26 protein-coding genes are annotated in these 25,037 nt (G+C 49.7%); 6 read left to right on the top strand and 20 right to left on the bottom strand.

Annotated features, from left to right (window positions below; translation table 11 throughout):
• Positions 1–7: 7 nt before the first annotated feature.
• Positions 8–727, bottom strand: coding sequence for a FadR/GntR family transcriptional regulator (locus tag NYE38_RS16870; RefSeq protein ID WP_017418877.1), 720 nt, complete (start codon positions 725–727; stop codon positions 8–10).
• Positions 728–932: 205 nt separating this feature from the next.
• Between NYE38_RS16870 and lutP the strand changes: the two genes are divergently transcribed.
• Positions 933–2,609 (top strand): L-lactate permease LutP, encoded by a 1,677-nt coding sequence (lutP, locus tag NYE38_RS16875; RefSeq protein ID WP_017418876.1) that lies wholly within the window; start codon positions 933–935, stop codon positions 2,607–2,609.
• Between the two features lie 37 nt (positions 2,610–2,646).
• Here the strand turns inward: lutP and rpoN are convergent, their stop codons facing one another.
• Positions 2,647–3,957, bottom strand: coding sequence for an RNA polymerase factor sigma-54 (gene rpoN / locus NYE38_RS16880; protein ID WP_025649304.1), 1,311 nt, complete (start codon positions 3,955–3,957; stop codon positions 2,647–2,649).
• A gap of 77 nt (positions 3,958–4,034) precedes the next feature.
• Here rpoN and yvfG point away from each other — a divergent pair, with 77 nt between their 5' ends.
• Positions 4,035–4,253: a protein YvfG gene (gene yvfG / locus NYE38_RS16885; RefSeq protein WP_003151570.1), complete on the top strand. Its 219-nt coding sequence runs from the start codon at positions 4,035–4,037 to the stop codon at positions 4,251–4,253.
• 33 nt (positions 4,254–4,286) lie between these two features.
• Here yvfG and NYE38_RS16890 read toward each other — a convergent pair whose 3' ends face one another.
• The 15 genes from NYE38_RS16890 to NYE38_RS16960 form a co-directional block, all read right to left on the bottom strand.
• Positions 4,287–5,252, bottom strand: a complete 966-nt coding sequence (locus NYE38_RS16890) for a polysaccharide pyruvyl transferase family protein (protein WP_017418874.1) — start codon at positions 5,250–5,252, stop codon at positions 4,287–4,289.
• Entirely contained in the window at positions 5,231–6,403 is a 1,173-nt protein-coding gene (locus tag NYE38_RS16895) for an aminotransferase class I/II-fold pyridoxal phosphate-dependent enzyme (protein ID WP_017418873.1), read from the bottom strand. Before NYE38_RS16895 ends, NYE38_RS16890 begins: the two co-directional genes overlap by 22 nt.
• A 4-nt stretch (positions 6,404–6,407) precedes the next feature.
• On the bottom strand, positions 6,408–7,055 hold the full coding sequence (locus NYE38_RS16900) for an acetyltransferase (RefSeq protein WP_017418872.1): 648 nt from the start codon (positions 7,053–7,055) through the stop codon (positions 6,408–6,410).
• The gene (locus tag NYE38_RS16905; RefSeq protein ID WP_007407383.1) at positions 7,052–7,660 is read right to left on the bottom strand and encodes a sugar transferase; all 609 of its coding nucleotides are present in this window, start codon (positions 7,658–7,660) and stop codon (positions 7,052–7,054) included. The genes NYE38_RS16900 and NYE38_RS16905 overlap by 4 nt, the downstream gene beginning before the upstream one ends.
• Positions 7,657–9,174, bottom strand: coding sequence for an MATE family efflux transporter (locus tag NYE38_RS16910; RefSeq protein ID WP_017418871.1), 1,518 nt, complete (start codon positions 9,172–9,174; stop codon positions 7,657–7,659). Before NYE38_RS16910 ends, NYE38_RS16905 begins: the two co-directional genes overlap by 4 nt.
• Positions 9,171–10,205: a glycosyltransferase gene (locus NYE38_RS16915; RefSeq protein WP_017418870.1), complete on the bottom strand. Its 1,035-nt coding sequence runs from the start codon at positions 10,203–10,205 to the stop codon at positions 9,171–9,173. Before NYE38_RS16915 ends, NYE38_RS16910 begins: the two co-directional genes overlap by 4 nt.
• The gene (locus NYE38_RS16920; RefSeq protein WP_017418869.1) at positions 10,202–11,278 is read right to left on the bottom strand and encodes a polysaccharide pyruvyl transferase family protein; all 1,077 of its coding nucleotides are present in this window, start codon (positions 11,276–11,278) and stop codon (positions 10,202–10,204) included. The genes NYE38_RS16915 and NYE38_RS16920 overlap by 4 nt, the downstream gene beginning before the upstream one ends.
• A gap of 4 nt (positions 11,279–11,282) precedes the next feature.
• The gene (locus NYE38_RS16925) at positions 11,283–12,320 is read right to left on the bottom strand and encodes a glycosyltransferase family 2 protein (RefSeq protein WP_017418868.1); all 1,038 of its coding nucleotides are present in this window, start codon (positions 12,318–12,320) and stop codon (positions 11,283–11,285) included.
• A gap of 18 nt (positions 12,321–12,338) precedes the next feature.
• Complete coding sequence (locus NYE38_RS16930) at positions 12,339–13,442, bottom strand: EpsG family protein (RefSeq protein WP_007613926.1); 1,104 nt, start codon at positions 13,440–13,442, stop codon at positions 12,339–12,341.
• Between the two features lie 3 nt (positions 13,443–13,445).
• Complete coding sequence (locus tag NYE38_RS16935) at positions 13,446–14,582, bottom strand: glycosyltransferase family 1 protein (RefSeq protein ID WP_340801945.1); 1,137 nt, start codon at positions 14,580–14,582, stop codon at positions 13,446–13,448.
• Positions 14,575–15,417 carry a glycosyltransferase family 2 protein gene (locus NYE38_RS16940; RefSeq protein WP_015387673.1) on the bottom strand — a complete coding sequence of 281 codons (843 nt, stop codon included), beginning with the start codon at positions 15,415–15,417 and terminating at the stop codon, positions 14,575–14,577. The genes NYE38_RS16935 and NYE38_RS16940 overlap by 8 nt, the downstream gene beginning before the upstream one ends.
• Positions 15,414–16,553, bottom strand: a complete 1,140-nt coding sequence (locus NYE38_RS16945; RefSeq protein ID WP_014305877.1) for a glycosyltransferase family 4 protein — start codon at positions 16,551–16,553, stop codon at positions 15,414–15,416. The genes NYE38_RS16940 and NYE38_RS16945 overlap by 4 nt, the downstream gene beginning before the upstream one ends.
• Positions 16,554–16,568: 15 nt before the next feature.
• The gene (locus NYE38_RS16950; protein WP_195182923.1) at positions 16,569–18,386 is read right to left on the bottom strand and encodes a nucleoside-diphosphate sugar epimerase/dehydratase; all 1,818 of its coding nucleotides are present in this window, start codon (positions 18,384–18,386) and stop codon (positions 16,569–16,571) included.
• A 220-nt stretch (positions 18,387–18,606) separates the two neighbouring features.
• On the bottom strand, positions 18,607–19,287 hold the full coding sequence (locus tag NYE38_RS16955) for a CpsD/CapB family tyrosine-protein kinase (protein ID WP_007407393.1): 681 nt from the start codon (positions 19,285–19,287) through the stop codon (positions 18,607–18,609).
• A gap of 5 nt (positions 19,288–19,292) precedes the next feature.
• Entirely contained in the window at positions 19,293–20,000 is a 708-nt protein-coding gene (locus NYE38_RS16960; RefSeq protein WP_017418864.1) for a Wzz/FepE/Etk N-terminal domain-containing protein, read from the bottom strand.
• A gap of 243 nt (positions 20,001–20,243) precedes the next feature.
• Here NYE38_RS16960 and NYE38_RS16965 point away from each other — a divergent pair, with 243 nt between their 5' ends.
• From NYE38_RS16965 to NYE38_RS16975, 3 genes are all read left to right on the top strand, one after another.
• A complete protein-coding gene (locus NYE38_RS16965; protein ID WP_017418863.1) occupies positions 20,244–20,699 on the top strand; it encodes a helix-turn-helix domain-containing protein in 456 nt (151 codons plus the stop codon).
• Between the two features lie 80 nt (positions 20,700–20,779).
• Entirely contained in the window at positions 20,780–22,228 is a 1,449-nt protein-coding gene (locus NYE38_RS16970) for a carboxylesterase/lipase family protein (protein ID WP_340801936.1), read from the top strand.
• Between the two features lie 140 nt (positions 22,229–22,368).
• Positions 22,369–22,569, top strand: coding sequence for a hypothetical protein (locus NYE38_RS16975; protein ID WP_069007621.1), 201 nt, complete (start codon positions 22,369–22,371; stop codon positions 22,567–22,569).
• Between the two features lie 31 nt (positions 22,570–22,600).
• On the opposite strand, the gene NYE38_RS16980 is transcribed toward NYE38_RS16975, so the two are convergent.
• Both NYE38_RS16980 and NYE38_RS16985 read right to left on the bottom strand, forming a co-directional pair.
• The gene (locus NYE38_RS16980) at positions 22,601–23,131 is read right to left on the bottom strand and encodes a dihydrofolate reductase family protein (protein ID WP_017418861.1); all 531 of its coding nucleotides are present in this window, start codon (positions 23,129–23,131) and stop codon (positions 22,601–22,603) included.
• Positions 23,132–23,210: 79 nt separating this feature from the next.
• Positions 23,211–23,840 (bottom strand): YitT family protein, encoded by a 630-nt coding sequence (locus NYE38_RS16985; protein WP_014305880.1) that lies wholly within the window; start codon positions 23,838–23,840, stop codon positions 23,211–23,213.
• Between the two features lie 133 nt (positions 23,841–23,973).
• Between NYE38_RS16985 and NYE38_RS16990 the strand changes: the two genes are divergently transcribed.
• The gene (locus NYE38_RS16990) at positions 23,974–24,492 is read left to right on the top strand and encodes a GNAT family N-acetyltransferase (protein WP_025649312.1); all 519 of its coding nucleotides are present in this window, start codon (positions 23,974–23,976) and stop codon (positions 24,490–24,492) included.
• Between the two features lie 40 nt (positions 24,493–24,532).
• Here NYE38_RS16990 and NYE38_RS16995 read toward each other — a convergent pair whose 3' ends face one another.
• Positions 24,533–25,021, bottom strand: coding sequence for a phenolic acid decarboxylase (locus NYE38_RS16995; RefSeq protein ID WP_014305882.1), 489 nt, complete (start codon positions 25,019–25,021; stop codon positions 24,533–24,535).
• Between the last annotated feature and the right edge of the window lie 16 nt (positions 25,022–25,037).

Consider the following 25,037-nt stretch of genomic DNA (forward strand, 5'->3'; position numbering starts at 1 on the left):
TCAGCTTCTATACATTTTCTTCAAAATAAGCCCCCAGCACTTCTTCCACATTCGTCAGGTGCGCCGTCATCGCGGCTTCCGCTTCATCCGCGTCTCCAGCGGCGACGGCGCTGTAAATGCGTTCATGCTCTTCATACAATCGCTGCACGCTCGTTCGTTTAGAAAACAGCCAAATTTTTCTCGTTTCTCTCATTGTTTCCAAAAGGAGCGCGGAGACATGATTCATGAGATGCTTAAGCAGCCCGTTTTGTGATGCTTCCGCCAGCGCCATGTGAAAGGAGAAATCTGCTTTTTCGCCCAATTCTTCATCTCCGTCGATGTCTTTCATCTCCAAGAGAGCTTGGCGGATTTTTTGCAAATCGTCTTCGGTGCGTTTTTCAGCGGCCATGGCGGCGACGCCGAGTTCAAGCAGCTTTCTGACTTCGAGCAGCTGTTTGACGTCCTCTTTTTTCATCAAGAGGGCGGAAGAAAGCGGCTGGGAAACATGAGACGGCTCAAATTCTCTTATGTATGTGCCTTCTCCCTGCTTCATGTCGACGAGCCCCATCGCTTTCAAAGCCGACAGCGCTTCTCTGACCGCCGAGCGGCTGACCTGAAAACTCTCAGAAAGCGCCTGAACGGAATCAAGCTTTTCACCCGGCTTAAGCTCGCCCGCTTTTATCTTCTCCAGCAATGCGTCAGCGACTTCTTCGTAGATTTTTTTCGTTTTAATTTGTTTATATTTCAACGCGATCACCCCGTCACTTGTGAATCTTGATGTTTATCGTCTATTATACTTCTTTTTTCGCACCGCCGACAGGTTCAGACAATTTGTTCAAGAAAAGTATTGTACTTTCAAAACTTTCAAAATATAATGCTAATTAACCCGGTCATCAGATGACCTTATCATAAAAAGTAATCGTTTACATGACATAAGGAGGGGTTTTTTAGGGATGCAATGGACACAGGGGTACGCTCCTTTAGGGGGAAATTTGCTTTTATCGGCAGCTTGCGCGCTCGTGCCGATTATCTTCTTTTTTTGGGCGCTTGCGGTGAAACGGATGAAGGGGTACATCGCGGGGCTTTTCACGTTAGCCGTTTCACTTTTAATCGCTGTATTTGTTTACGGCATGCCGGCGGAAAAAGCGGTGATGTCCGCTTCTCAGGGAGCGGTGTACGGGCTGCTTCCGATCGGCTGGATTATCGTCACATCGGTCTTTCTGTATAAAATCACCGTGAAAACGGGACAGTTCGAGATTATCCGGAGTTCGGTGCTCTCAATTACAGATGACCGGCGTTTGCAGGCGCTGCTCATCGCCTTTTCATTCGGGGCGTTTTTAGAAGGCGCCGCCGGTTTCGGCGCTCCCGTCGCGATCTCGGCCGCTTTGCTCGTCGGACTTGGTTTTCAGCCGCTGTATGCGGCGGGAATTTGCCTGATTGCCAATACGGCCCCCGTTGCCTTCGGTGCGATCGGCATTCCGATTACCGCCGTCGAAGGTCCGACCGGGATACCGGCAATGGAAATTTCCCAAATGGTCGGCCGGCAGCTTCCGTTTTTATCCGTCTTTATTCCGCTTTACTTAATCATTTTAATGAGCGGGTTTAAAAAGGCTTTTGAGATATGGCCGGCCATTCTTGTTTCCGGCGTCTCCTTTGCGGCCGTGCAGTACGCAAGCTCGAATTTTTTAGGGCCTGAGCTTCCGGATGTGCTGTCGGCGCTTGTTTCCATGGCCGCGCTCGCTCTGTTTTTGAAATTTTGGAAACCGAAAACGGCCTTTCGTTTCGCCGCAGAACGGGAATCAGCAGCGGCCGCTGACCGGGCGCCGATCAAGTACGGGGGCGCCGCGGTGTTTAAAGCGTGGTCTCCTTTCCTTCTTCTGACGGCCATGATATCCGTTTGGGGGATTCCCGGCGTGAAGGCTGCCTTAACCGGTCATTATGAAGGAACGTCAATTTGGCTTTCCTGGCTGAATGCAGCCGGGCGCGCATTGACCTTCACGCCTCCCGTCCCATTTGTAAATCAGCAGATTCTTCAGGCGGACGGCACGCCGATTGAAGCCGTGTACAAGCTTGAGCTTTTCGGTTCAGCGGGGACGGCGATTCTGATTGCCGCCGTCATCTCCAAGTTCGCCCTCGGCATGTCGTGGAAGACGTGGGGCGAAGCGTTTATTGAAACGGTGAAAGAGTTAACGCTTCCGGTTGTGACCATTGTTTCTGTTGTCGGCTTTGCTTATGTGACGAATGCTTCCGGCATGAGCACGACACTCGGTCTTGCGCTTGCCATGACGAGCGCGATGTTTACCTTTTTTTCGCCGGTGCTCGGCTGGCTCGGCGTATTTATTACCGGCTCTGATACATCGGCCAACCTATTGTTCGGCGGATTGCAAAAGGTAACGGCGCTCTCTGTTGGGATGGACCCGGTTCTCTCCGTCGCCGCCAATTCATCGGGCGGTGTCACCGGAAAAATGATTTCTCCGCAATCCATTGCGGTTGCCTGTGCCGCTGTCGGTCTGGCGGGCAAGGAAGCCGATCTTTTCCGCTTTACGATTAAGCACAGTCTGTTTTTGCTTCTGCTCGTCTGTCTCATTACATTTTTACAGCATCATCTGTTTTCATGGATGATCCCGTAACACGGAGAACCTCCCCGGGGTTTGGCTCGGGGAGGTTTCAGCTGTACCGTTTTCTCGCCGATGACGGCGGAATATTTAATTGGTCACGGTATTTGGCGACGGTGCGCCTTGAGATTCGGATGTCATATTGTTCATGCAGCAGATCGGCAAGCTTTTGGTCTGAAAAAGGTTTCTTTTTATCTTCTTTATGGACCAATTCCTCCAGATGCGCTTTTACGGCATAATTGGAGGCGCCGCCGTCCCCCGATGATTCAGCTTTCGCCGAGAAAAATGTTTTCATTTCATACAGTCCGTACGGCGTCTGAACGTACTTCCCTTTGATGGCCCGGCTGATCGTTGATTCGTGGAGCTCCAGCGTTTCCGCCACCTCTCTTAAGGTCAGCGGCTGCATTCCGCTTTTTCCTGTGAGAAAAAAGGATTCCTGCCGTTCAGTCAGGACGCCGATAATTCTCGTGATCGTTTGTTTTCTTTGCGACAAAGCCCGGTTCAGCCAGCGCCATTCCTGATATTTTGCCGACAGATAATTTTTCGTGTCACGGCACCCGGCAGCTGACAAGAGCGGCTGATAATGGGTATGAAGCTGGATGTCAGGAAACGAACGGCTGTTGAGCCGCGCTTGAATGATGCCGTTTTTCACTGTGATGAAAATATCCGGTTCCACGTAAAAACCCGGCTCCTCATGCGCATAACGGAGCCCCGGCCTCGGATCAAGGGCGCTGATCATGTCAGCGATGTCCTGAATGTCTTTAAGCGGAATGCCCGTTTTTGTTGTAAGCGCTTTCCAGTTCTTTCTTGCAAATAGCTCAAAATAGGCTTCGGCAATCCATTCCGCCTGTTCGTTCCGCTCAGGAAGACGGCGAAGCTGAAGAAGGATGCATTCCTGCAAAGACCGGGCGCCGATTCCCGCGGGCTCAAGGGATTGAAGCTTTTTCAGAACCGCTTCCGTCTCCTCTTGTGAAGCGGATACATGGTCGGCGGCAGCTGGTATGTTCTCTTTTAAATATCCGTTTGAGTCCAATGAATGTATCAGATAATTGAAAATCTTTTTCTCATCATCGGACAGCTTCATGTCTAAGGCTTGCTGTTTGAGCGAATCCTGCAGCGTTTTGCGGGTATGTCTGATCTGCTGGCTTCCGTCCCGTTCTTTCATCCTGTTTTTATTTGTTTTATGGTAAGATAGTGGCGGCGTGTCTGTTTCCTTTCGTTCAATCAGAGGGTTTTCCAGTGAGAGCTCATCAATATATCCGGCCAGTTCCGCGGAATTGTATCCGAGTAATGTGATAGCCTGTTTAAGCTCTTGCGTTAATTGAGGCTTTAACATTTGTGTTTGCTGAAGTTTGATATCCATCATGCTCACTCCCCTTTTTTCATTGTACATGATTGGTTTCATACCGTATATACTTATTAAAAGGAGTTGCTTTATAGATGTCAGAACTTTTTTCTGTTCCTTATTTTATTGAAAACTTTACACAGCACATTGAAATGAATCCGAATGAAGACCGAATTCATGCGATGAACAGCTATTACCGCTCCGTCGTCTCAACCCTTGTTCAGGATCAGCTGACGAAAAACTCGGTTGTGCTCAAAAGAATTCAGCATTTGGATGAGGCGTACAACAAAGTAAAACGCGGAGAAACAAAATAAAACGCGGAGAAACAAAATAAACCTTCCGCTCATTCAAAGCGGAAGGTTTTCCTTCGTGCCGGCGATTTCCCCGATCAGACGGACGTCCGGCGCTTCGTGCATCCAGGTGTAATAATAGTTGGCGTTTTTCCCGTATGAATTATCAATGACGGTATTCGGTTTCCCGAGAAGCGAGGACAGGATGTGGCCGTGAAGCCTTGACGTTTCCACCGATTCGTACCTGCTGAAAAACAGAACCGCTTTTTTCGTCAAGAAATCGGAATAGCGTTTCCAAAACCGCGCAATCGGCAGCGGGTTTCCCGCTTTTTTATTCAAAACATTCAGTGTTTGGAAAAAAGCGATTCCCCTGCGGTCGCTTGCTGACAGCACATCCTGCCAGTCGCAGCTTTTAACGGAAGGATTGTTTTGCAGCTTCGGATTGATTTCCCCATCCGTGCGGATAAAATGAAGCCTGCCGCGTGACGGAGCCGCTGACGCCGCGATCGGATACAGCTGATGGGCCATATCAGGCATAAGCCCGATATGATTCGCCGAAAAAAAGCGTTTCGCGGTCTCGTATGACACATGATCCCTCGTAAACAGGTGGAGATCCTTGTGCCCCGCAAAAAGCGCCGATGTCTTCCCAAGCCGTGTCTCATCCTGATAATAGATGGATTGCGGCAGGATGACGATCCTGTTTTCCGGGAAGGATTTGACGATTTTTTCCCTGAACGTCTGATAGTACTGATAGAGATCCCCGAAATTTCCGCCACCCTGACAGACGATGATCGTCTTTTTGTCCGCCCGGCGCCCGAATGGAAAATTGTCGGGATTCCAGCGCTGTTTCACGCAGATGCCGTGTGCTTTAAAAAACGCCTCCGTCCCTTTCATTATCAATAAATCCCCTACATTTCCGTAGAGGGGATAGTCGGCATATATGATGTCAGATTGCGGCGGTATAACGCTGAGCAGACCCGTCAGCGTCTCTTTTAATCGGCTCATAACATGGCGGCTGTCCATGTTTTCTCCCCTTTCGTTTCAAACAGTTGCGCAAGTGCGTCAATGACACGCTGCTGCTCCTCAGAAGACAGGTCAGACCCGGACGGCAGACAGATGCCCCGGCTGAAAAGGTTCTCAGAGACACGCTCATGTTCGCTGTGAGGATAAAAGACGGAAGATGAGAAAAGCGGCTGCGTATGCAGCGGTTTCCACAGCGGCCGGGCCTCAATATTCTGTTCCGCAAGACAGGCGACGGCTTCTTCCGGCGTCACGCCGTTATCAAGCGTCAGAGCCGTCAGCCAGCGGTTTGAAACCGTTCCTTCAAGCTCCGGCATCATGCGGATGCCCGGATACGTTTCCAGCGCTTCTCGATACCTGTGAAAGATTTCTCTCCTCGCCCGGACGCGATCTTCAAGCACTTCCAGCTGCGATATCCCCACGCCCGCGAGAATGTTGCTGAGCCTGTAGTTATACCCGAGCTCGCTGTGCTGGTAATGAACGGCGGCATCTCTCGCCTGTGACGCAAGAAACCTCGCTTTTTCAATCGCGGCTTCATCGTCAGATACGAGCATGCCGCCTCCCGATGTTGTAATGATTTTGTTGCCGTTAAAGGAATAAATGCCGAAACGGCCGAACGTGCCGCTCTGCCTGCCTTTATATGTTGATCCTAAGGACTCGGCAGCGTCTTCAATCAGACAGACGCCGTATGCGTCACAAAGGCTCATTAATTCATCCATTTTCGCGCTTTGGCCGTAAAGATTGACGGCGATCACCGCTTTCGGGAGTCTGCCGCGCCGTTTTGCATCCCGCAGCGCCCGCTCAAGCGCATCAGGCGACATATTCCACGTCTCCCATTCCGAATCAATAAAAACGGGCTCAGCCTGCTCATACACAATCGGATTCGCCGTGGCGACAAACGTAAAGGAAGGACAAAATACAGCGTCTCCTTTTTTCACACCCGCAAGCCGCAGGGCAAGATGGATGGCGGCCGTTCCCGAGCTTACGGCAGCCGCGCTTTTCACTCCCGCATATTCCGCGAGCCGCGCTTCAAACGAATTGACGAGAGGACCGAGCGGGGCAATCCAATTGGATCGGAAGGCTTCTGCGATGTATTCCTGTTCTTTTCCGCTCATATGAGGCGGAGACAAATAAATCCGTTTGTTTGTTTGCATGAAATCATCCTTTTTCATTATGGATAGGGGAGATGACGCGGGCCGGAACGCCGACCGCCGTCACATGGCCGGGAAGCCGGCTGATGACCGCAGCCCCCGCGCCGATAACGGACCAAGGGCCGATGTCAATCTGCGGTATGACGGACGCGCCGATTCCGATGTGCGTTCCTTCCCCGACTTTCACTCCGCCGGCAAGCGCCGCGCGCGGTGAAAGATGGACGTAATCTCCGATTGCATTGTCATGATCGGCAACCGCGCCCGTATTGATGATGCAATGGGCGCCGATGTCAGCGCCCGCCTGAATGACGGCGCCCGCCATCACAACCGTTCCGTGTCCGACGGAAGCCGTTTCACTGACGATCGCCCCGGGGTGAATGAGTGCGGCATAATCGTCATCTTCAAGCCCAAGCGTTTCAGCGAACTGCTTTCTGACGCCGTTGCGGCCGATGCATATCGTGAATACGGCCTCGGGGACGAGTTTCCGAAGCATGGGCACGTCTTTCGTCCGGCCCGTATATAAACCGTTCCGAACGGCAAAACCGCTGAATCCGTCATCCAATATGCCCGCAAGCTCCATATCGGAACGGGCCTGTACGATTTCCTTCACGACTTTTCCGTGTCCGCCGTTTCCGATCAGCACGACCTTTTTCACGATGACATATCTCCGCTGCCTGTGAAGCGCTTTGCCGTCACATGGCCGGCTTGATGTATGCCTTCTGACACGAGAACTTTTTTCACTGTTAAAAGCAGAATCTTTAAGTCGAGAAGAAATGTGCGGTTGTCGACGTACCACACGTCGAGCTTGAATTTTTCCTCCCATGAAATCGCGTTTCTCCCGTTAATCTGCGCCCAGCCCGTAATCCCCGGCTTCACCTCGTGGCGCCGCGCCTGCTCCGCCGTGTAAAGCGGCAGATAATCCATCAGCAGAGGGCGGGGGCCGACCAGACTGATATCTCCTTTGAGCACATTAAAAAGCTGGGGAAGCTCATCGATGCTCAGTTTTCTGATCAGCCTTCCCGTTTTGGTCAGGCGCAGATGATCCGGAAGCAGCACACCGTTTTCATCACGCGCATCCGTCATCGTCCTGAGTTTATACAACGTAAACGGACGCCCGTTATGCCCCGGTCTCGTCTGTTTGAACAATACCGGAGACCCGATGGCGCATCTGACGGCGGCCATGGCGAAGAGAAGGATGACGCTCGCGCCGCACAATAACAACACCGCGGCCGCTATATCAAATACACGTTTCGCCTTCAAATCTGAACAGCTCCTTTCACTTTTCGGCATTTCTGTAAAGCAAGCCGCCTTTCTTCTTTCGTACAAATGAAGAAAAAAGCGAATGCGGCATAGCTCATGCATACGGCAAGCCCCGTAGCGATCAGGCCGGCCCAGCTGTCAAGCGGTGAAAACAGCCGGATACCCCGGCAGACAGCCCAGGCAAATACGGCCGCCGCCAACGGGCCGAACATTCCTTTGTAAAACGCGGTTTTCTGAAAACCGGTAATATGCGAAACATACAGCGGCGTGAAGACGGCATTTTTCAAAATGAGCGAGACTGCACCGGCGATGGTGATGCCGTACAGCCCGAGATGAGCCGGTCCGCTGAGAACCACGGCCAATATGACATTCAGTCCGCCTAAACATAAAGTAACGACGGCGGGCGTTTTTTGTTTATTAAAAGCCGTCCATACGTAAAAAAGCGGCATGACAGAGAGACTGACCGCCAAATACGCGGCGTGAATGTATAAAAGCGGCGCCGTCTGCACAAACGACGGGCCCAGCCAAATCGCCAGAAACGGTTCGGCGAGCCCTCCTAATAATGCGGCGGGAAGCGCGAGGAGAAGCCCGTTCAGCCGCACGGCCTTATTGGCGTAAGACAGGAGACCTTCCATATCGCCTTTTGAATAGTAGGAAGTCAAAACCGGCGCAAACAGTGAAGCAAGCGTCCCGGCAAGACTTCTGAGCAGGAGCGGGAATTGAATAATCGCCGCATAGACACCCGCTTCAGACGGCCCCAGCACGAGGTTGGCCGTCATGAGGTCAATCTGCAGAAACAGCAGCACGCCGATCTGGTTGACAGAACTCCAGGCACCGGCCGAAAACAGCACTTTGCTCGTCTGTAATGACAAGGTTTTACGGCTGAAAGAAAACCACGGAATCAATTTCTTAAAAAAGAAAAAAGTCAGCACGGCCGCACAGACGGCTCCCGCTAATGCCGAAAGCTGGATCTGCCAGATTTTCGGCGGCAGGCACGTAAACAGAGCGAGCACACACAGCACCCTGACCAGCATTTGCACGGCCTGAATGGAGCTTGTGATATAAAGCTTGTTGGCGAAAAACGGCCCCGTCGCGAACCCCGCCATAAAAAACGTCAGCATAAACAGCACGCTGCCGATCACGATAGAGAGCCTCACATCCGTTAAGAGCCCGGCCGGTACATTCATAATCTTGTCAATAAAAAAAGCCGTCCCGGCGAGCGGCACAGCGAGCAATAGAGATATCACGACAGACGCGGCTAAATAATTGCTTACATACGCATTGGCCTCGTCCTTGTTCCCCCTGTGGGCGGCGACGGAGAAAAACCTCACAACGACAGAGCTCAGCGCAACGGTAATTATAGAGAAATAGTTAATGATATTCTGTGTCAGATGGACAAACCCAAAAGCCTCCACACCTAATGTTTTCACAATAAAGGGCGTCATCCACACTGATAAAAACACCGATAGTAAAAACGCCGTCACATTGGCGCCGAAATTAATGGCAAATTTCATGCTCCTTCCGCACTGCCTTTCTCTTTCGATTTCCGTTCGAAAAACGCATGCAGAAGAAGAGGAAGGCGCATTTTGCACAGGCCGAGCACCACGCGCTCCCCCGCCAGCAGCTGTTTATGCCGGCACGGCGTCCTGCGCACCGCCGTTTTTACCATGTCATACGTTAAGATTCTGCCGATATGCGCCGTAATCTGGTGTGACGGCTGCGGGGCGGCGCATGCGTTGGCGATCAGCATCGGAATCTGATGCTTGCACAAATACGTATCAATATCGCTCCGGCAGGCGTCCGTCAGCCCGTTTTCCTCATAAAAAGCCATTTTCGCTTTATATTGCTTTTGCAGTTCTTGATCTAAGTGGGGCTTAAACGGTGTTTCTGTAAGACTTTGCGGATTTTCCCGGTAGATATACAGCCCTTCGTCTATCACTTTGACACGCGCGGCTTGGCGGAACGCTGCCAAGTTAAACGGAGAGTCCTCGGCAAACCGGATATCTTCATGGAACAACAGCCCTTGCAATGCTTCTCGCCGGTATATATAGCGCCACACATACCAAATAAACCGATGTTCGTGCGCGCGGGTCAGCAATGCAGTCATTTCATCCGCTGTGAAGACGCGGCCCGGCGGAAGGGACGGCGGCATATATGTTCTTTTCTTAGACGGCGTTTCTTTATAATAGCCGCATCCGGCGATATCCAGCCGGTTCTTCTCCGCTTCTTCATAAAGCCGCTCGAACATCGTTTCCGTCACATAGTCATCGCCGTCCGCAAAACCGATATAACGGCCGCGGGCGGCTTTTATTCCGGCATTGCGGGCCGAGCTGAGGCCGCCGTTTTCTTTATGAATCACCCGGATTCTCGCATCTTCTGCGGCGAATTGTTCAGCAATCCGCCCTGACTGATCCGGTGAACCGTCATTGACGAAAATGATTTCGATGTCTCTCAGCGTCTGTTTTGTTAAAGAAACCGCGCATTCTTTCATAAAAGGCTCTGTCTTATACATCGGCACGATCACGCTCACAAGCGGCGCGGTCATTGGGCATCACCGCTGATTTTCGAGCGCAGCCCGGCAAAATAAACACTGCGCAAAGAACCGCCTTCCTCATGCTTGCCGCTGAGCAGCCGGTTTACGGCGGCCGTTACAGCTTCAGGGTCTGGACGTTCAAGCAATGTCATGTTCGGTATGTTTTTCAGCCATTGATAGCCTTCCATCACCTTATGATCAAACGAACGAATGACGACACAAGGCGTTTTCGTCAGCGCACAAAAAATCATCCCGTGAAGCCTGTCAGTGACGACGGCTTCCGCGCCTTTCAGCGTATTCCAAAGCGCCTCCAGCTCCTTTTCACGCGTATGGCGGCTGACCCTCCGGCCGACCGTCGTCGTAAAGGAATACAGCTCTCCGTACTCTTTTGCCAAAGCTTCTTTTACCATCGTTCTGTCCTCTGCCGTCAGCGCACTCTCCTTATCCTCCCGTAAACAGAGGTAGATCCCTTCCCGCGGGATGCGCCGCTCGCTTTTATCCAAATATAAGACCATGTCAGGCTGTTTGAGCACTTTTTTTCCGGGAAAATGACGCTTCATCCATTGATACGTCGTCTCATCTCTCGCCATTAACAAAAGGTCGGGATGCGCATTGTACACTTTTCGGGCGCGCTTCAATTCCTTCCGTCCCTTTTTTGATTCAGAAAAGTGAGCCGTCGCCGGAAGCTGAACGATCCGATATTGCCGGAATGTTTTTATGATAAAGCGGCGCGTCCATTCCTCATACCGGTACAAATCCCCCATGTTCCCGCCGCCGATGATGAATACCATATCATCGGGGTGGCGCTTTTTGATCAGCGCTTTTGCGGATCTGTATATATCCTTCATATCCACCTCGACAATGTCAAAATCGGGATACTCCCGTTCAAGAAACGTTTTGCTTGCGTAGGCGATGGCGTGATCGCCGAGATTATCGTGGGACGGGAGCAGCGTCAGAATGATCTTTTTTCTTGCCGCTGTAAGCCCCGCCCCATCCGCTGCCGTTCCGAAATGAAATTGGGACGGGTATTTGACCTTAAGCAACAGCCATTCCGCGAGATTGATTTTTAAAGATTGTATCGACATGTCTTCACCCTCTGATTTTCATTTTGTACTCAATTGCCCGCTGATACGCGGCTGATGCCAGCGACACGAACGGAATCAGCTTCAGCTTCGCCAAAAGCAGAAGGCATGAGCGTTTGGCGTCAAACGGCGCCGTTCCGGTTTTGGAAAGGCTCAGGCGAAACACGGGATCAGCGCATATCCGGCTGATATTCTTCCACTTCTCAGAAAACCGGCCGCCGTTATTCCGCTTCCATTCATTCAGCAGGCAGACTGTTCCGTGCTGAACGATGAAAAAATCCAGCTCCTGCCGGTATTCCTGTAAGCAGCCGTTTTCACGCAAAAAAGCCTCGTTCAGCCGATAGAGAACGAGACCTGAGTCAAACAGCTTTTTCTGATAGCTTTGCACAATGGAAGTCAAGTGAATCCGATAATGATAGAGCGGCTGATCCACGTACGAGACCGCACCTGCGAAAACATGCGCCCGGAGGCTGAAGTACTGATCCTCCACGTGCTCCAGCTCATCACGAAGCGGAAAGCGCAGCTGATGATGCTCGATTATGGTTCTTTTGTACAGCTTGTTCCATGAAAAACCGCTGACTCTTCCTTCAAATAAATCTTTCAGGTACCGTTGTTTCGGGCGGCCCGCGTACGCTGAAGCGATCGTTGAAACGGCGGTTTTCCCCGTATCCGCGAATTCGGCCGCATATTCGCAAATCACGAGATCCGCCTGATCAGCCTTCGCTTTTTCATACATGCTGAGGCAATAATCAGGTTCAACCCAGTCGTCCGCATCAATAAAAGCGATAAATTCGCCGCGCGCCGCCTCGATTCCCCTGTTGCGGACCGCGCCGAGCCCCCGGTTTTGCTGATGAATGACCCTGATTCTCTCATCCCGCTTCTGATAGGTTTCAAGAATCGCCGGGCTTTGATCCGTTGACCCGTCATTAACGGCCACGATTTCGATATTGGCGAGCGACTGATTGAGCAATGAATCTAAGCATCTTTCTAAATAAGTTTCCGTATTATACACAGCAATTAATAAACTGACCGCGGGTGTTTCCATATAAACCTCCAGTGTCCATTACCGGGAAAAAATCGTTCTGTACGGAAGCACAGACGAATCGACCGGCATAAGCAAGTAACTGTAAAGAAAATAACAGACAATAATGGCGATATAAATCAGCGCATTTGATTTTTCATCAAAAATCCTCACAAAATAAGGGATCAGGATCATTTGGTACAGGCCGAAATATATATTAAACCGGGCAAAAATAACATCCTTTGTCGCCAAAAGACCGAAGAGCAGGCCGAGCAGACAGAAATTCACGATGACATCAATGTCAGGCCAGAGCTTCCGCAGCCGCTCCCGATAGCAGAAAGCCAAAAACAGCGGCAGAAGCAGCACCGCGATTTTTACGACGTTCATCCCGTTCGTATTGGTCATCAGCCATTTCTCATAATGGCCGTACGAGCTGTTTTCCAGCACGACGACAAACAGCGAAATGAACTTCTGATACAGAAACGTCATAAGAAGAAACAATGCCGACAGTCCGAAAATCGCGGGCGACCAGGCTCTTTTTCTGACGAGAAAATAAACCGGAATCATAATCAGCGCTGAGGAATGAAAAAGCGAACACAGCAGCACGATTGACATATAACGCTTCCAGCTTCCGCTGATCACGTAGCGGACGGCCCAAAACAAAACGGCCGCCACCATATACTGCCTGATCCCGTTAAAGGAAGCATAATAGTGATACGTGCCCAAAAACAAAAACACACTCAGCTCAAACGGACGGCCGAACTCAACGAGCCCCTTTAAAATAAAGCTGCACGTCACGACCGCCACGGTGAAATACATGATTTGCGGATCTTTCGTGATAAAATTCATGAGCCAGATGAGAGCCGTAAACCCCGGATCAACGGCTGCTTTTTTCGCTCCGAACCCGAAGATCTCCCAAATGCTGCCGTAATTTCCCGCCAGCTTGTACATCAGCGCGTACGTCTGAAAATCCGTCCCGACTCTGTAGCGCAAACCGGAGACCAATACGAGCGATAGCAGCGGAACGATCATGACGAGCTGATTCGGCCGGTATCCGGTCGAAAGCGATTGATCACGCCCGCCGCACATTTTCGCGAACCATGACCAAATATACACAATTCCCATATTGACTACGTATACAATCATTCGTTACTGTTCCTTTTTCCAATTCATATTGTAAAGCTTCATAACAGCCCCCGCATTTTCTCCCGCGTCATATCCCTGCCGTCTGAGGGTTTCTTTAATGCGCGCCCCGTCAGGCTTTGCCGCCTCTGCTGCCCGTAAAACCGCGGATGCCCATTGTCGGGGCGGTTCTTTAAGGCTGAGCCTTTTGACCAGCCCGAGCCCGGCATCGGCTTCTTCCGTTATGCCGTCTGATATCACGCACGGCACCCCGGAGGCCTGCGCTTCAACGAGCGTGACAGGCAGCCCTTCATAAAGAGACGGCATGACAAATACATCCAGCGTTTTCAGCAGGGCATGAACGCGGTCTTCTATGCCGATAAAACGCACATCATCATCAAGCCCCAGCTTCGCCGCCAGATTTTCCATGTCGGTGCGAAGCGGACCGTCTCCGGCGAGAATCAGCTGTAAACCGATGCCCCGCTCTTTCATATCAGCGGCCAGCCGGAGCAGAAATTCGTGGTTTTTTTCTTCTGTAAAGCGGCCGATATGGCCGATCACCAAACGGCCGTCTGCAATGCCCCGCTTCCTTTTTTCAGCTTCTGTATCCGCGCACCCGCCGGCAAATAGGTCGAGATCAATGCCATTCGGCAAAAGATGCACGTCTTTTTCTTTCCCGAATAAGAAACGGCCCGCCTCTTTTCCGCAGGCGCACAGTGCCGTGGCGTTTGCCGTGATCAGCCGTCTGAAAACAAACAGCTGTATCCCGGCAAGCCGCGACGCCCGCCCCCGCCACGACGTACTGTGCGAATGGCAGATCCGCACCGGGACGCCGGCTAAACGAGCGGCAAGCGCGATAAATCCCGACTGAAAATCGGTATGGGCGTGCACGGCGGCAAACGGGCCTTTTTCCTGAATCACCCGCTTGACCTGTTTTACAAATGTAATCGGGTTTGTGCTGCCGATGCTCGGCACATAAAAAAGCCGTCCGCCGAGAGCGAGAATTTCCTCATCATAAGCGCACGGATCGTTCCTATGGGTTAAAAAATCAAACTGCACCTTCGTTCTGTCCATCTTCCGGTATAAATTCATCATCATCGTTTCTGCGCCGCCCCTGTTCATCCCGCTGAAGATGTGCAGCACCCGCATCGGTTTATCAGTCATGTTCGGCAAGCCCTTCTTTTTGGCGGATGTCCCTGTTTTTATGATAACGGTTCATGACCGCGGGCGGCGTAATGGCGCGGATGAGCGGTTTTGCGATATACGCGTAATGGGAAATCGGCAGCTTCAGCCGTCTGCATGCCTGAAAAACGAGCACCGCATTATCAATGGAATACGTAAACGATCTCCTTTTAAACGCATCACTGTCCTCTCTGACTTTATACAGCGTTTCCTGAAGGTTGTACCCTCGGAAACCCGCTTCAAAAAAGCGCAGCCACAAATCGATATCCTCCATCCGCCGCGTCCGCCTGACTGACCGGTAGCCTCCAAGCGCTTTGTACGCTTCAGCCCGCATCATAATAGTGCCGTGGCAGAACGGTGTGCCTTTCGCCATAATTCCCGGTTTCGGCACGGGCGGCAAAAGCCGGGCGCCCCTGACGCCGAATTCGTCAAATACGAGCATCCCCGTGCCTACGACTTGATAGTGGGCGTGCTTGTTTAAGAAAGCGGCCTGTTTTTCCAGTCTCCTCGGGTTGGAGATGTCATCACCGTCCTGCCTGGCGATATAATCCCCCGTTGCGTATGTCAGACAGCGGTTCAGCGAAGCGGCAAGCCGTTGATTCGTCTTATTTTGAATCAGCGTGATCCGGTCGCTGTAATGATCCGCGTAACGGCGCGCAATCTGATACGTTCCGTCAGTTGACGCGTCATCACACATAATCAGTTCCCAATTCTTATACGATTGGCTCAGGATGGATTCAATACTCTCCGCTAAAGTCTCTTCGCAATTATAAATTCCCATGATGACGGAAATTTTCGGTTGTGCTCCTGCATTCATACGCTTTTCTCCTTTTTATCCATATAACCGGCGTAAATGTGCGCCATTTCCTTTACCGTACGTGTTTCTGAAAAACATTCCGCCGTCCTGCGCCCTTCTTGTCCCATTGCTTTTCGCAGACCCGGGGACCGGTACAGCTTTTCAATCCGATCGGCAAATGCCGCGCTGTCCCCCGCCGGCACGAGAAAACCGTTCACGCCGTCTTCGATGATCTCACGGTGCCCCCTGTTGTCCGCGGCAACGGCGGGCTTTTCGGCAGCCATCCCCTCAAGCAGATTCATGCCGAGCCCTTCGCGGATGCTTGAGGCGACAGACAGATCGGCAAGCTGAATCAGCTCATGAATGTCACGGCAAAAACCGTAAAACCGCACGATGTCGGATACCCCGAGTGATTCAGCCTTTTTTCTGTACGGTTCTTCCATCGCGCCTTCTCCGGCAAATACGAGTTTCAGCTCCGGAATGCGGTTCTTCAGCAATGCCGCAGCCTCAATGAGAAGTCCCTGGTTTTTATTGCCGTTTAATTCAGCGGGGTATATGAGGATAAATTCCCCGGCGCCGAAGCCGTGTTTTTCTCTCAGACGTTCACTCTCTGCCCGGCTCACAGGGCGAAACCTGTCTGTATTCACGCCGATGCCGTGTATTTTCTTCGCGCCGCAAGCTGTTTTTTTCATTTGCTTGGCCCGTTCGTAATCCTCTTCATTAATCGTAATCAAACAATCCGTGTAAGAAGAGAGAAATTTTTCGATCGGATAATAAAGAAGCCAGTTTTTCAGGGGCGCTCCGTCGCAGAAGTGAAAGCCGTGCGCGGTGTACAGCACCTTTGTCCCTTTTTGGCGCGCTTGTCTCGCCGCAAGGCGTGCAAGCACGCCGCCGACCGGCGTATGACAGTGAATCATGTCGTAGCCGTTGTCCTGAATGAGCCGTTTCAGCCGCCTGTAAACAGAAAGATTTTCGGGATGAAACGGCGAGCGCCGGATCGGAATGGAAAACTTTTCATCAACGAACGGAAGATTCATATTGCCGCCTGCCGCGACGTGCACCTCCCACCCCATATCCTGAAACCATTGAAAATACGGAAGATGAAAGGCTTTAAAATGATAATCGACAGTGGCGCAGAATAATACTTTTTTCGTCATCTTTCTGTCCTCCCATCACACACCTGCGGCCGCTTCTTCATGTACTGATTCGATCGCCTCAAACAGCCGTTTTCTCAGCTCATCTTCAGGCAGACGACTGAATTCCTCCATAAAACGGATGAGCACGGCCCAATCCCCGTCGATCGCTTTCCCGATATGGATTTTCGGAAAAATCTGTTCCGTATGTACTTCATTATGATTCAGCAGTTCTTCATACATCTTTTCTCCCGGGCGGATACCGGAGAATTCAATGGGAATCTGTTCTGTCGTATAGCCTGATAAATGAATCAGGTTTTTTGCCAAGTCGACGATTTTGACGGGTTCTCCCATATCCAGAACGAAAATCTGCCGCCCCTTTGCAAGCGCCCCCGCCTGAATGACGAGTCTTGACGCTTCGGGGATCGTCATAAAATATCTTGTCATCGCCGGATGCGTGACGGTGACGGGTCCGCCTTTTTCAATCTGCTTTTTGAAAATCGGAATGACGCTGCCGCGGCTTCCGAGCACATTTCCGAAACGGACGGCGGCGAATTTGGTGCGGCTGATCTTTCCGAGGTTCATGATGACCATTTCCGCAAACCGTTTCGTCGCGCCCATGACATTGGCCGGATTGACCGCTTTGTCAGAAGAAATCAGCACGAATGTTTCCGTTCCGCACATGTCGGCGGCTTCGGCGACATTTTTCGTGCCGATGATGTTGTTTTTAACGGCTTCTTCCGGATTATGTTCCATTAACGGCACATGTTTATGGGCAGCCGCATGATAGACGACGTGCGGCTCGTATTTTTTCATCAAAGTAAAGATTTTATCTCTGTCCTGAATATCGGCGATCTCCGCGTGAAAGAGCACCTCTTTGCCGAAGCGTGCGGACAGCTCGGTATGTACGGAATGAATGCTGTTCTCCCCGTGGCCGAGAAGGACGATTTCCCGCGGAAGAAACGCGCTGATCTGGCGGCAGATCTCAGAACCGATTGAGCCGCCGGCGCCCGTGACCAGAATCGTTTTTCCCTTGATGCTGTCAGAAATTTTGCTCGTATCAAGGGTGACCGGCTTTCTGCCGAGCAGATCTTCGGCTTTTACATCCCTGATGTGTCCGGCAGCCTGCGTTCCGAGCAGGATCTCATCAAATTGCGGCATGATTTTAATATGGGCGCCCGTCTGCACACATTCTTTGTATAACGTCTGAAGCTCATGGGTGCAAAGAGACGGAATGGCGATGATAATATGGTGAATTCTCAGCCTCTGCACCGCCGGCATAATGCTTTCTTTTCCGCCGATGACGGGCAGGCCCATGATTTCGAGCTTATGCTTCGTCTGATCATCATCAATAAAAGCCACAGGCATGATTCCGAGATCGTTTTTCTGGGTAAGCTGACGGACGAGCAGCGTCCCTCCCGAACCTGCGCCGATGATCAGCGCCCGGGAAGAGTCATTTTGCTTCCTGCCGATCGTTTCTTTCAGCACCCGTGAAATCATCCGGCTTCCTCCGATGAACAATAGCTGAACCATCCAGCTGACGGCCAACAGCCGGAACAAAATCGTGTGGAACACCCCGTATTGGACGGCGGCTGTTACGGCTGCTGACAGCGTGATCCCCTTCATCAAGGCAAGCAGCTCGCCTATTCCCGTGTACGTCCATACCTGCTTATACTGGTGAAACATAAAAGCGCATACATGATGGCTGATCAGCATGCTCACGGCAGTCAGCAGCAACGCTCCGGAGTCATAAAAGTGATAAGAATCCTCAAAAAATTGATATCCTATAACAACGGAAAGTAAAACGAGATACGTATCCAATGCAAAAATCATTGAAAGTCTTCTCCGGTAAGTCAATCTTTCCCCTCCTCATTTATCGGTTTAGCTGATACGGTTTTCGTAAAAACAGACATAACAGCTAAGCCGATAACAATGCATCATCTTAAGATAAATTGGGCATTTAACCCGTCCTCACACCCCGCCACCGACGACCAGCATCTAAGGCGGCGAAAAACGCCGCCCACAGCAGAGCCGAGTGCCTCCGTTGATAAAGGTAAGGAGACATCACCTGCACCGCTCAATACGAGTAGTGCTCCGTTTTTTTGATTTTCTTTTTATTCAGCAGCGCCCCCAAAAGCTTTGCCTTTGACTGCTGGAGCGCGTCTCTCGCCTTTTGGACGGTATCCATTTTCGTTTTTCCGCTCAAGACGACGAGAACGCTTCCATCTGTCTGGTTCGCTAAAATCTGTCCGTCCGCCACCGCCAAAAGCGGAGGTGAATCGAAAATAACCAGACTGTACCGGCTGTACATCTCCTGAATCAGCTCTCCCATCGCCTTTGAAGATAAAAGCTCAGCCGGATTCGGCGGCGTCGGCCCGCTCGTTAAGACGTAAAGGTTATCAATCAGCGTTTTTTGCACCGTTTCGCCGAGGGAAGCGTTTCCGACTAACACATTCGTAAGGCCTTGTACATTTTCAAGCTGATAGGTCTCGTGTATCGTCGGTTTTCGTAAATCCGCATCGACGAGCAGCACCTTTTTTTCCTGCTGCGCAAATACCGCGGCAAGGTTGGCGGCGCTGAATGACTTTCCTTCTCCCGGAACGGAGGAAGTGACGAGAATAGAGCGCAAATGGGTCTGAACAGAGGAGAACTCAATATTTGTCCGAATGGTGCGGTATTGTTCAGCCACCAATGATTTGTGATGTAAAACGGATATTTGAGCCAGTCCCCTTCTTGATTTCTTTTTTCTGAATCCCAAACGCCTCACTCCCCGAAATGTTTTTCATCAGACCGTGTCTGCTGATTTTTGATGTCATACACAACCCCTAAAACAGGCAAGTCTGTTTTTTCGCTGAGCTGCCGCTCGCTTTTAACGGTTTCATCAAGAAAGTGGAGAAAAAACGCAAGCGTCACACCCGCCATGAGAGCCGCACCGAACGCCATCATGATATTCCTGATGCGCGAAGGCTTGACCATCGGGCTTTCCGATGCTTTTGCCTCGGACAAAACAATGACGCCTTTTATATTCATCCTGTCACGGACTTCTTTTTTAAATGTCTTCATCAGCGTGTTCGCTATAGCGGCGGCCTGTTTCGGGTTCTCGTCCTGCACCGCTACGGTAATGATCTCTGAATCGGTTTCGCTGCTTGTCGTGATCTTTGCTTTTAAAGCGGATGCCGTCTCAGAAAGATGCAGCTTCTGTTTCACTTTCTCAAGCACAACCGGGCTTTTCATTATCGTTTGAAACGTATTGTTGTAATGAAGATTCAGCTGAACGTCGCTGAGATTCGAATTTTTTTCACCGCTTGTTTCATGAATGAGCACTTGGGTCGATGCCTGATAAACGGGCGAAACCACCCGGAATTGGATGTATCCCGTCACCAGCGTTACAACTGCTGTCATGATAAAAATCAGTAAAAGTCTGTGTTTAATAATGTCAAATAATTCTTTAAAACTCATATTCTCATTCATGTAATTACAGCCTCATCCTTATTGCATCAGGCTTAAACGCCCCCTTCTGTTAATGATTGGATTATAAAAGAAAAGGTCGAAATTTGAAAATTTCAAATTAAGCCATTTGGTTCTTTTTAGAGAACATTATCATGATTTTCCTCTTATTTACTGCACTTACCTTATAATTTTAAATTTTATAAAGAACGAAAAATTTCTTATAATGAACAAAAAATGCCAGTATACAGGGGAGAATTCAGCACAATGATTGGAAGAATAATTCGTTTATACCGCAGAAGAAAAGGCTACTCTATTAATCAGCTAGCAGTTGAAGCAGGTGTCTCTAAATCTTATTTAAGCAAAATAGAACGGGGGGTTCACTCAAATCCGTCCATCCAATTTCTGAAAAAAGTATCCGCCACCCTGCAGGTCGATCTGACGGAGCTTTTTGATGCCGAAACGATGCTGCATCAGATGGGAGACACGGAAGATGAGTGGCGCATCCACCTTGTGCAGGCCGTGCAGTCGGGCATGCCGAAAGAAGAACTGTTCACCTTTACGAACAAACTGACTGAAAAACGCCCGGAGCCCGCACCCTACCGTAACAGAAAACTGACTGAATCCAACATTGAAGAATGGAAAGCGCTGATGCAGGAAGCAAAAGAACTCGGCTTGTCCGTTCAGGAAGTCAGATCATTTTTAGAACGGAAGCGTTACTGATGATATGCTGATGAAAGGGCTTTTATTCGCTTCATGCCTTCATCTCTGTTTATAATGAAAAGAAAAAAGGGGATGAAATCATGACAAAACTTACCGTTCAAACCCGCTGCGGCGCACTGAAAGGAACTGCCGGCCGCGGCGTCCGCACATGGAAGGGCATACCGTACGCGAAGCCGCCCGTCGGAGAGCTGAGATTTAAAGCGCCGGAGCCGCCCGCACTTTGGGACGGCGTAAAACATGCCGATTCGTTCGGACCGGTTTGTCCGCAGCCGGATGATATGCTGTCCATATCGTTTTCCGGGGATATACCGCCTCAATCTGAAGATTGCCTTTACCTCAACGTTTTCGCCCCCGATTCAGAGGGCGAAAAAAAGCCTGTCATGGTATGGATACACGGCGGGGCATTTTATTTAGGTGCCGGAAGCGAACCGCTTTACGACGGATCTGCCCTTGCCGCTGAGGGAGATGTCATTGTCGTGACACTCAATTACAGGCTCGGACCGTTCGGCTTTTTACATTTGTCTTCTATTCATGACGCGTATTCCGCCAATATCGGGCTGCTCGATCAGATCGCCGCGCTGCGCTGGGTGAGGGACAATATCTCCGAATTTGGAGGAGACCCGGATAACGTCACGATATTTGGTGAATCGGCAGGCGGCATGAGCATCGCCTCCCTTATGGCAATGCCTGACGCAAAAGGCCTGTTTCATAAAGCCATTTTAGAAAGCGGCGCCTCTCATACGATCCCGGCGGACATGGCAAAAGACATCGCGGCGGCTTTTATTCATGAAGCCGGCACTGATCAATTGCAGGAGCTTTCCGTTAATGACCTGCTTAAGACTGCGGATAAAGTGCGGCGCTCACTAGATCAAAACATTTTCCAGCTTTTGTTTCAGCCCGCCATCGATCCGGCCACATTGCCTGCGGAACCTGTGAAAGCCATAGCAGACGGGGCCGCAGAAGGCATACCTATGATTATCGGAACCAATCGTGATGAAGCATATTTGTTTTTCACCCCTGATACAGATATTCATTCCGAGAAAAAGCAGCAAGATTATTTGCATTATCACCTCGGAGAAAACTGCACCGAGCAAGCGGCAGATTTATATCCGCATTCATTAAAGGGACAAATCGATATGATGACGGATCTGATTTTCTGGCGGCCGGCTGTCGCTTTCGCACAAGGACAGTCCCAGCATGCACCGGTCTGGATGTACCGCTTTGATTGGCATGGCGAAACACCGCCGTTTCATAAAGCCGTTCACGCTCTGGAATTGCCGTTTGTGTTCGGAAACTTTGATTCTTTGAGAAAGGCGCTGCAAGAACCGCTCGGTGATGACGCAGAACAGCTTTCCAAACAAATCCAATCCGCATGGCTCGCTTTTGCAAAAACCGGAAACCCGAACACCTCTCACTTCAATTGGCCTGAATATGATACCGATTCACGCGAAACTTTGCTTTTCAACACGGATACCGCTGTCGAAAGTGATCCCGATTCAGCAAAACGCCGCATCCTGTTTCAAGCATAAAAAACGCCAAGGGAGCCGGCTCCCTTGGCGTTTCGTTTTCATCTTACTTCAGACATCGCAGAAAATCCATTTCCGCATTACCCTGATATGTTATATTCTAACCCAATACGTTAACCAAACATTCATAAAGGAGTTTTTATATGGAGAAATCAAGTATTATCGGCACAGCTGCCGTTATAATCGGGGCGCTTATGACCTTAGTTTCATTAATATTCCTGCGCGACACTGATTTCTATGCCGTGAGGTGGATAGGGGTTGTTATCATGGTTGCAGGGTTTTCATGCGGGCCGGCCCACACCATTTCAAAACATAAAAACAAACATGAAAAAGAAACCCGGTAACCTTTACTGGGTTTCTTTCATACACTTCATTTCATCTCACTTCATAATGCAACTCCGCAAATTGCTTATAGCGCCTGACATCAGTCAGCTTCAGCCCTGTCTCCCGGTCTCCGGGTTTGAACAAAGAAATTCCGCGGCCGAGCAGAACGGGGGCGATCTGAATGATAAACTCATCGACAAGTTTTTCCTCCAAAACCGGGTGCAGCAGATCACTCCCGCCGACAATCCAAATCCGCTTGCCTTCTTGGCGTTTCAATGCTTTTATAAAATCGGCAGGCTCTTCATGAATAAACCGCACATGTTCAGTGCACCCGGTCAATGTCCGCGAAAACACATAGCATTCTTTACCTTTGTACGGAAATTCCTCAGGCAATAAAACCAATATTTCTTCGTATGTTTTTCTGCCCATGATGATCGTATCGACAGATTCATAGAAAGCTTCATAATCGGTGCCGTCTTCACCTTCAGTTCCGATTAACCAATCTAAAGAGTGATTTTCCCGCGCAAGATAGCCATCTGCGCTGACAGCTCCGTAAAAAACGAGCTTTCTTTGACCGCTCATAAAAATCCCTCCCCCTTTTTTATTATACCTTGAACATGCGGATGAAATGAAAAATGATAGAACCGGATAAAAACCCCTGCTACCGGGTTTTCGTTTCTTCCTGCTTTGGAGATGCTGTTAATATGCCGTCTATCCATCTTCCGGTAATCGGCATAAAGAAATGAAGGATGATCCCGCCTAAACAAACGGTTAATAACGTTCCGATGCCTACCGGACCTTTTAGCATCACGGCCAGTATGAAAAATATGAAGTAAATGACCGTTCTTGAAAAAAAGATGCTTCTCCCGGTTAAATCGCGGACAATTAGCGTTAACCGATCAACCGGGATCGGGGCGAAATTTGTGTGCAGATAGGTTGCGGTTCCTATCCCTATCACAACTAAACCGATTGCAAAACAGCCCGCTTTTCCGTACCATAGTTCAGGCGTTATGACTCGATGCAGAAAAAAAAGCCACATATCAATCCCGATTCCCGTTATAAACGCCGTAATCATCCCTGAAAATTCCGGCCTTTGCCTTTTTAACATTGAATTACAGCAAATTAACAGGAAAGCGATGATGATTTCCCAGCTTCCCACGGTAAGCCCTGCATGGACGGACAATCCCACAATAAGCGCATCAAAAGGCGACGTTCCAAGATCTGATTGAATCGTGACAGAAATACCAAAGGTCAAGATCATGATTCCTAAAACATAAAAAACATATTTCACTTTATCGTCCTCATTTTCTTATTTTATGTTGCAAATACAACAAAATTACGGTATGTTTACTATACGGTATTTTCATTGCAAATACAACAAAAAATCAGCTGATATGATAAATGAAGAAAGGAGCTGTATGACCATGAGTATTCAATTAAAAAAGTGCAGCCTTAACGATATTACAGAGCTCCGGGAGATAAGCATTGAAACATTCAATGCTACATTTAAGGATCAAAATTCACCTGAAAATATGAAAGCTTATTTGGAAAATGCATTCCGCTCTGAACAGCTGAAAAAGGAATTATCCAATCTGTCTTCTCAATTCTATTTTGTTTATTATCATGATGACCTTGCGGGGTATATAAAAGTCAACATGAACGAAGCACAGTCAGAAAAAATGGGGGAAGATTCTCTTGAGATTGAGAGAATTTATATAAGAAAAAGCCATCAGAAACACGGGCTTGGCAAATATCTGCTGAATGAAGCTGTGAAAATCGCAACAGCACACAACAAAAAGAACATCTGGCTGGGCGTATGGGAAAAAAACGAAAATGCAATCGCCTTTTATCAAAAAATGGGGTTTGTCCAAACCGGAGAACACTCTTTTTATATGGGGGATGATAAACAAGTCGACTTTATCATGACCAAAACCCTGTCGTAAAAGGATACAAAAAACCCGGCCAAGCTGCCGGGTTTTTCTCTTATTTTAATTTTCCCGCACGGATATCATCGGTCATTCCTTCGTACGGCGCTTCTGAAATCAATGTTTCGTTATTGATTCCCGCATTGTTGAGATACGTAATGTCCGCAAACTCGGGAACGACATATTTCGGGTACGTTTCATATTTCTCACGTGACTCTTTCATCACGTCAATGTAATCATTTTGGTAGCACACCGTGATTTCCGGATGCTCATGCACCCATTTCGGGAAGAAAATAATTCCGTGCATCCGTTTTTCATTCGGCATAAAGTTTAAGGAAACGTCTGTGCCTGTCGGTTCAGTCCATGACACTTTGTATACGCCTTCTGTCAGCTTGACGATATTCACTTCCTGATCGCGCACCCAGCGGCCGCCTACCATTCCGCTATGAATCCGATAGTCGATCGTATGATCATTTTTAATATAGATTTCATACTCCCAGCCGTTTTCATACGTGTAAATCATATGGCTTCCGATAAAGTTTTCCATGTTGACTCACTCTCCA

The sequence above is a fragment of the Bacillus sp. EU63 genome (assembly GCF_038592915.1).
Lineage (GTDB): Bacteria > Bacillota > Bacilli > Bacillales > Bacillaceae > Bacillus > Bacillus velezensis.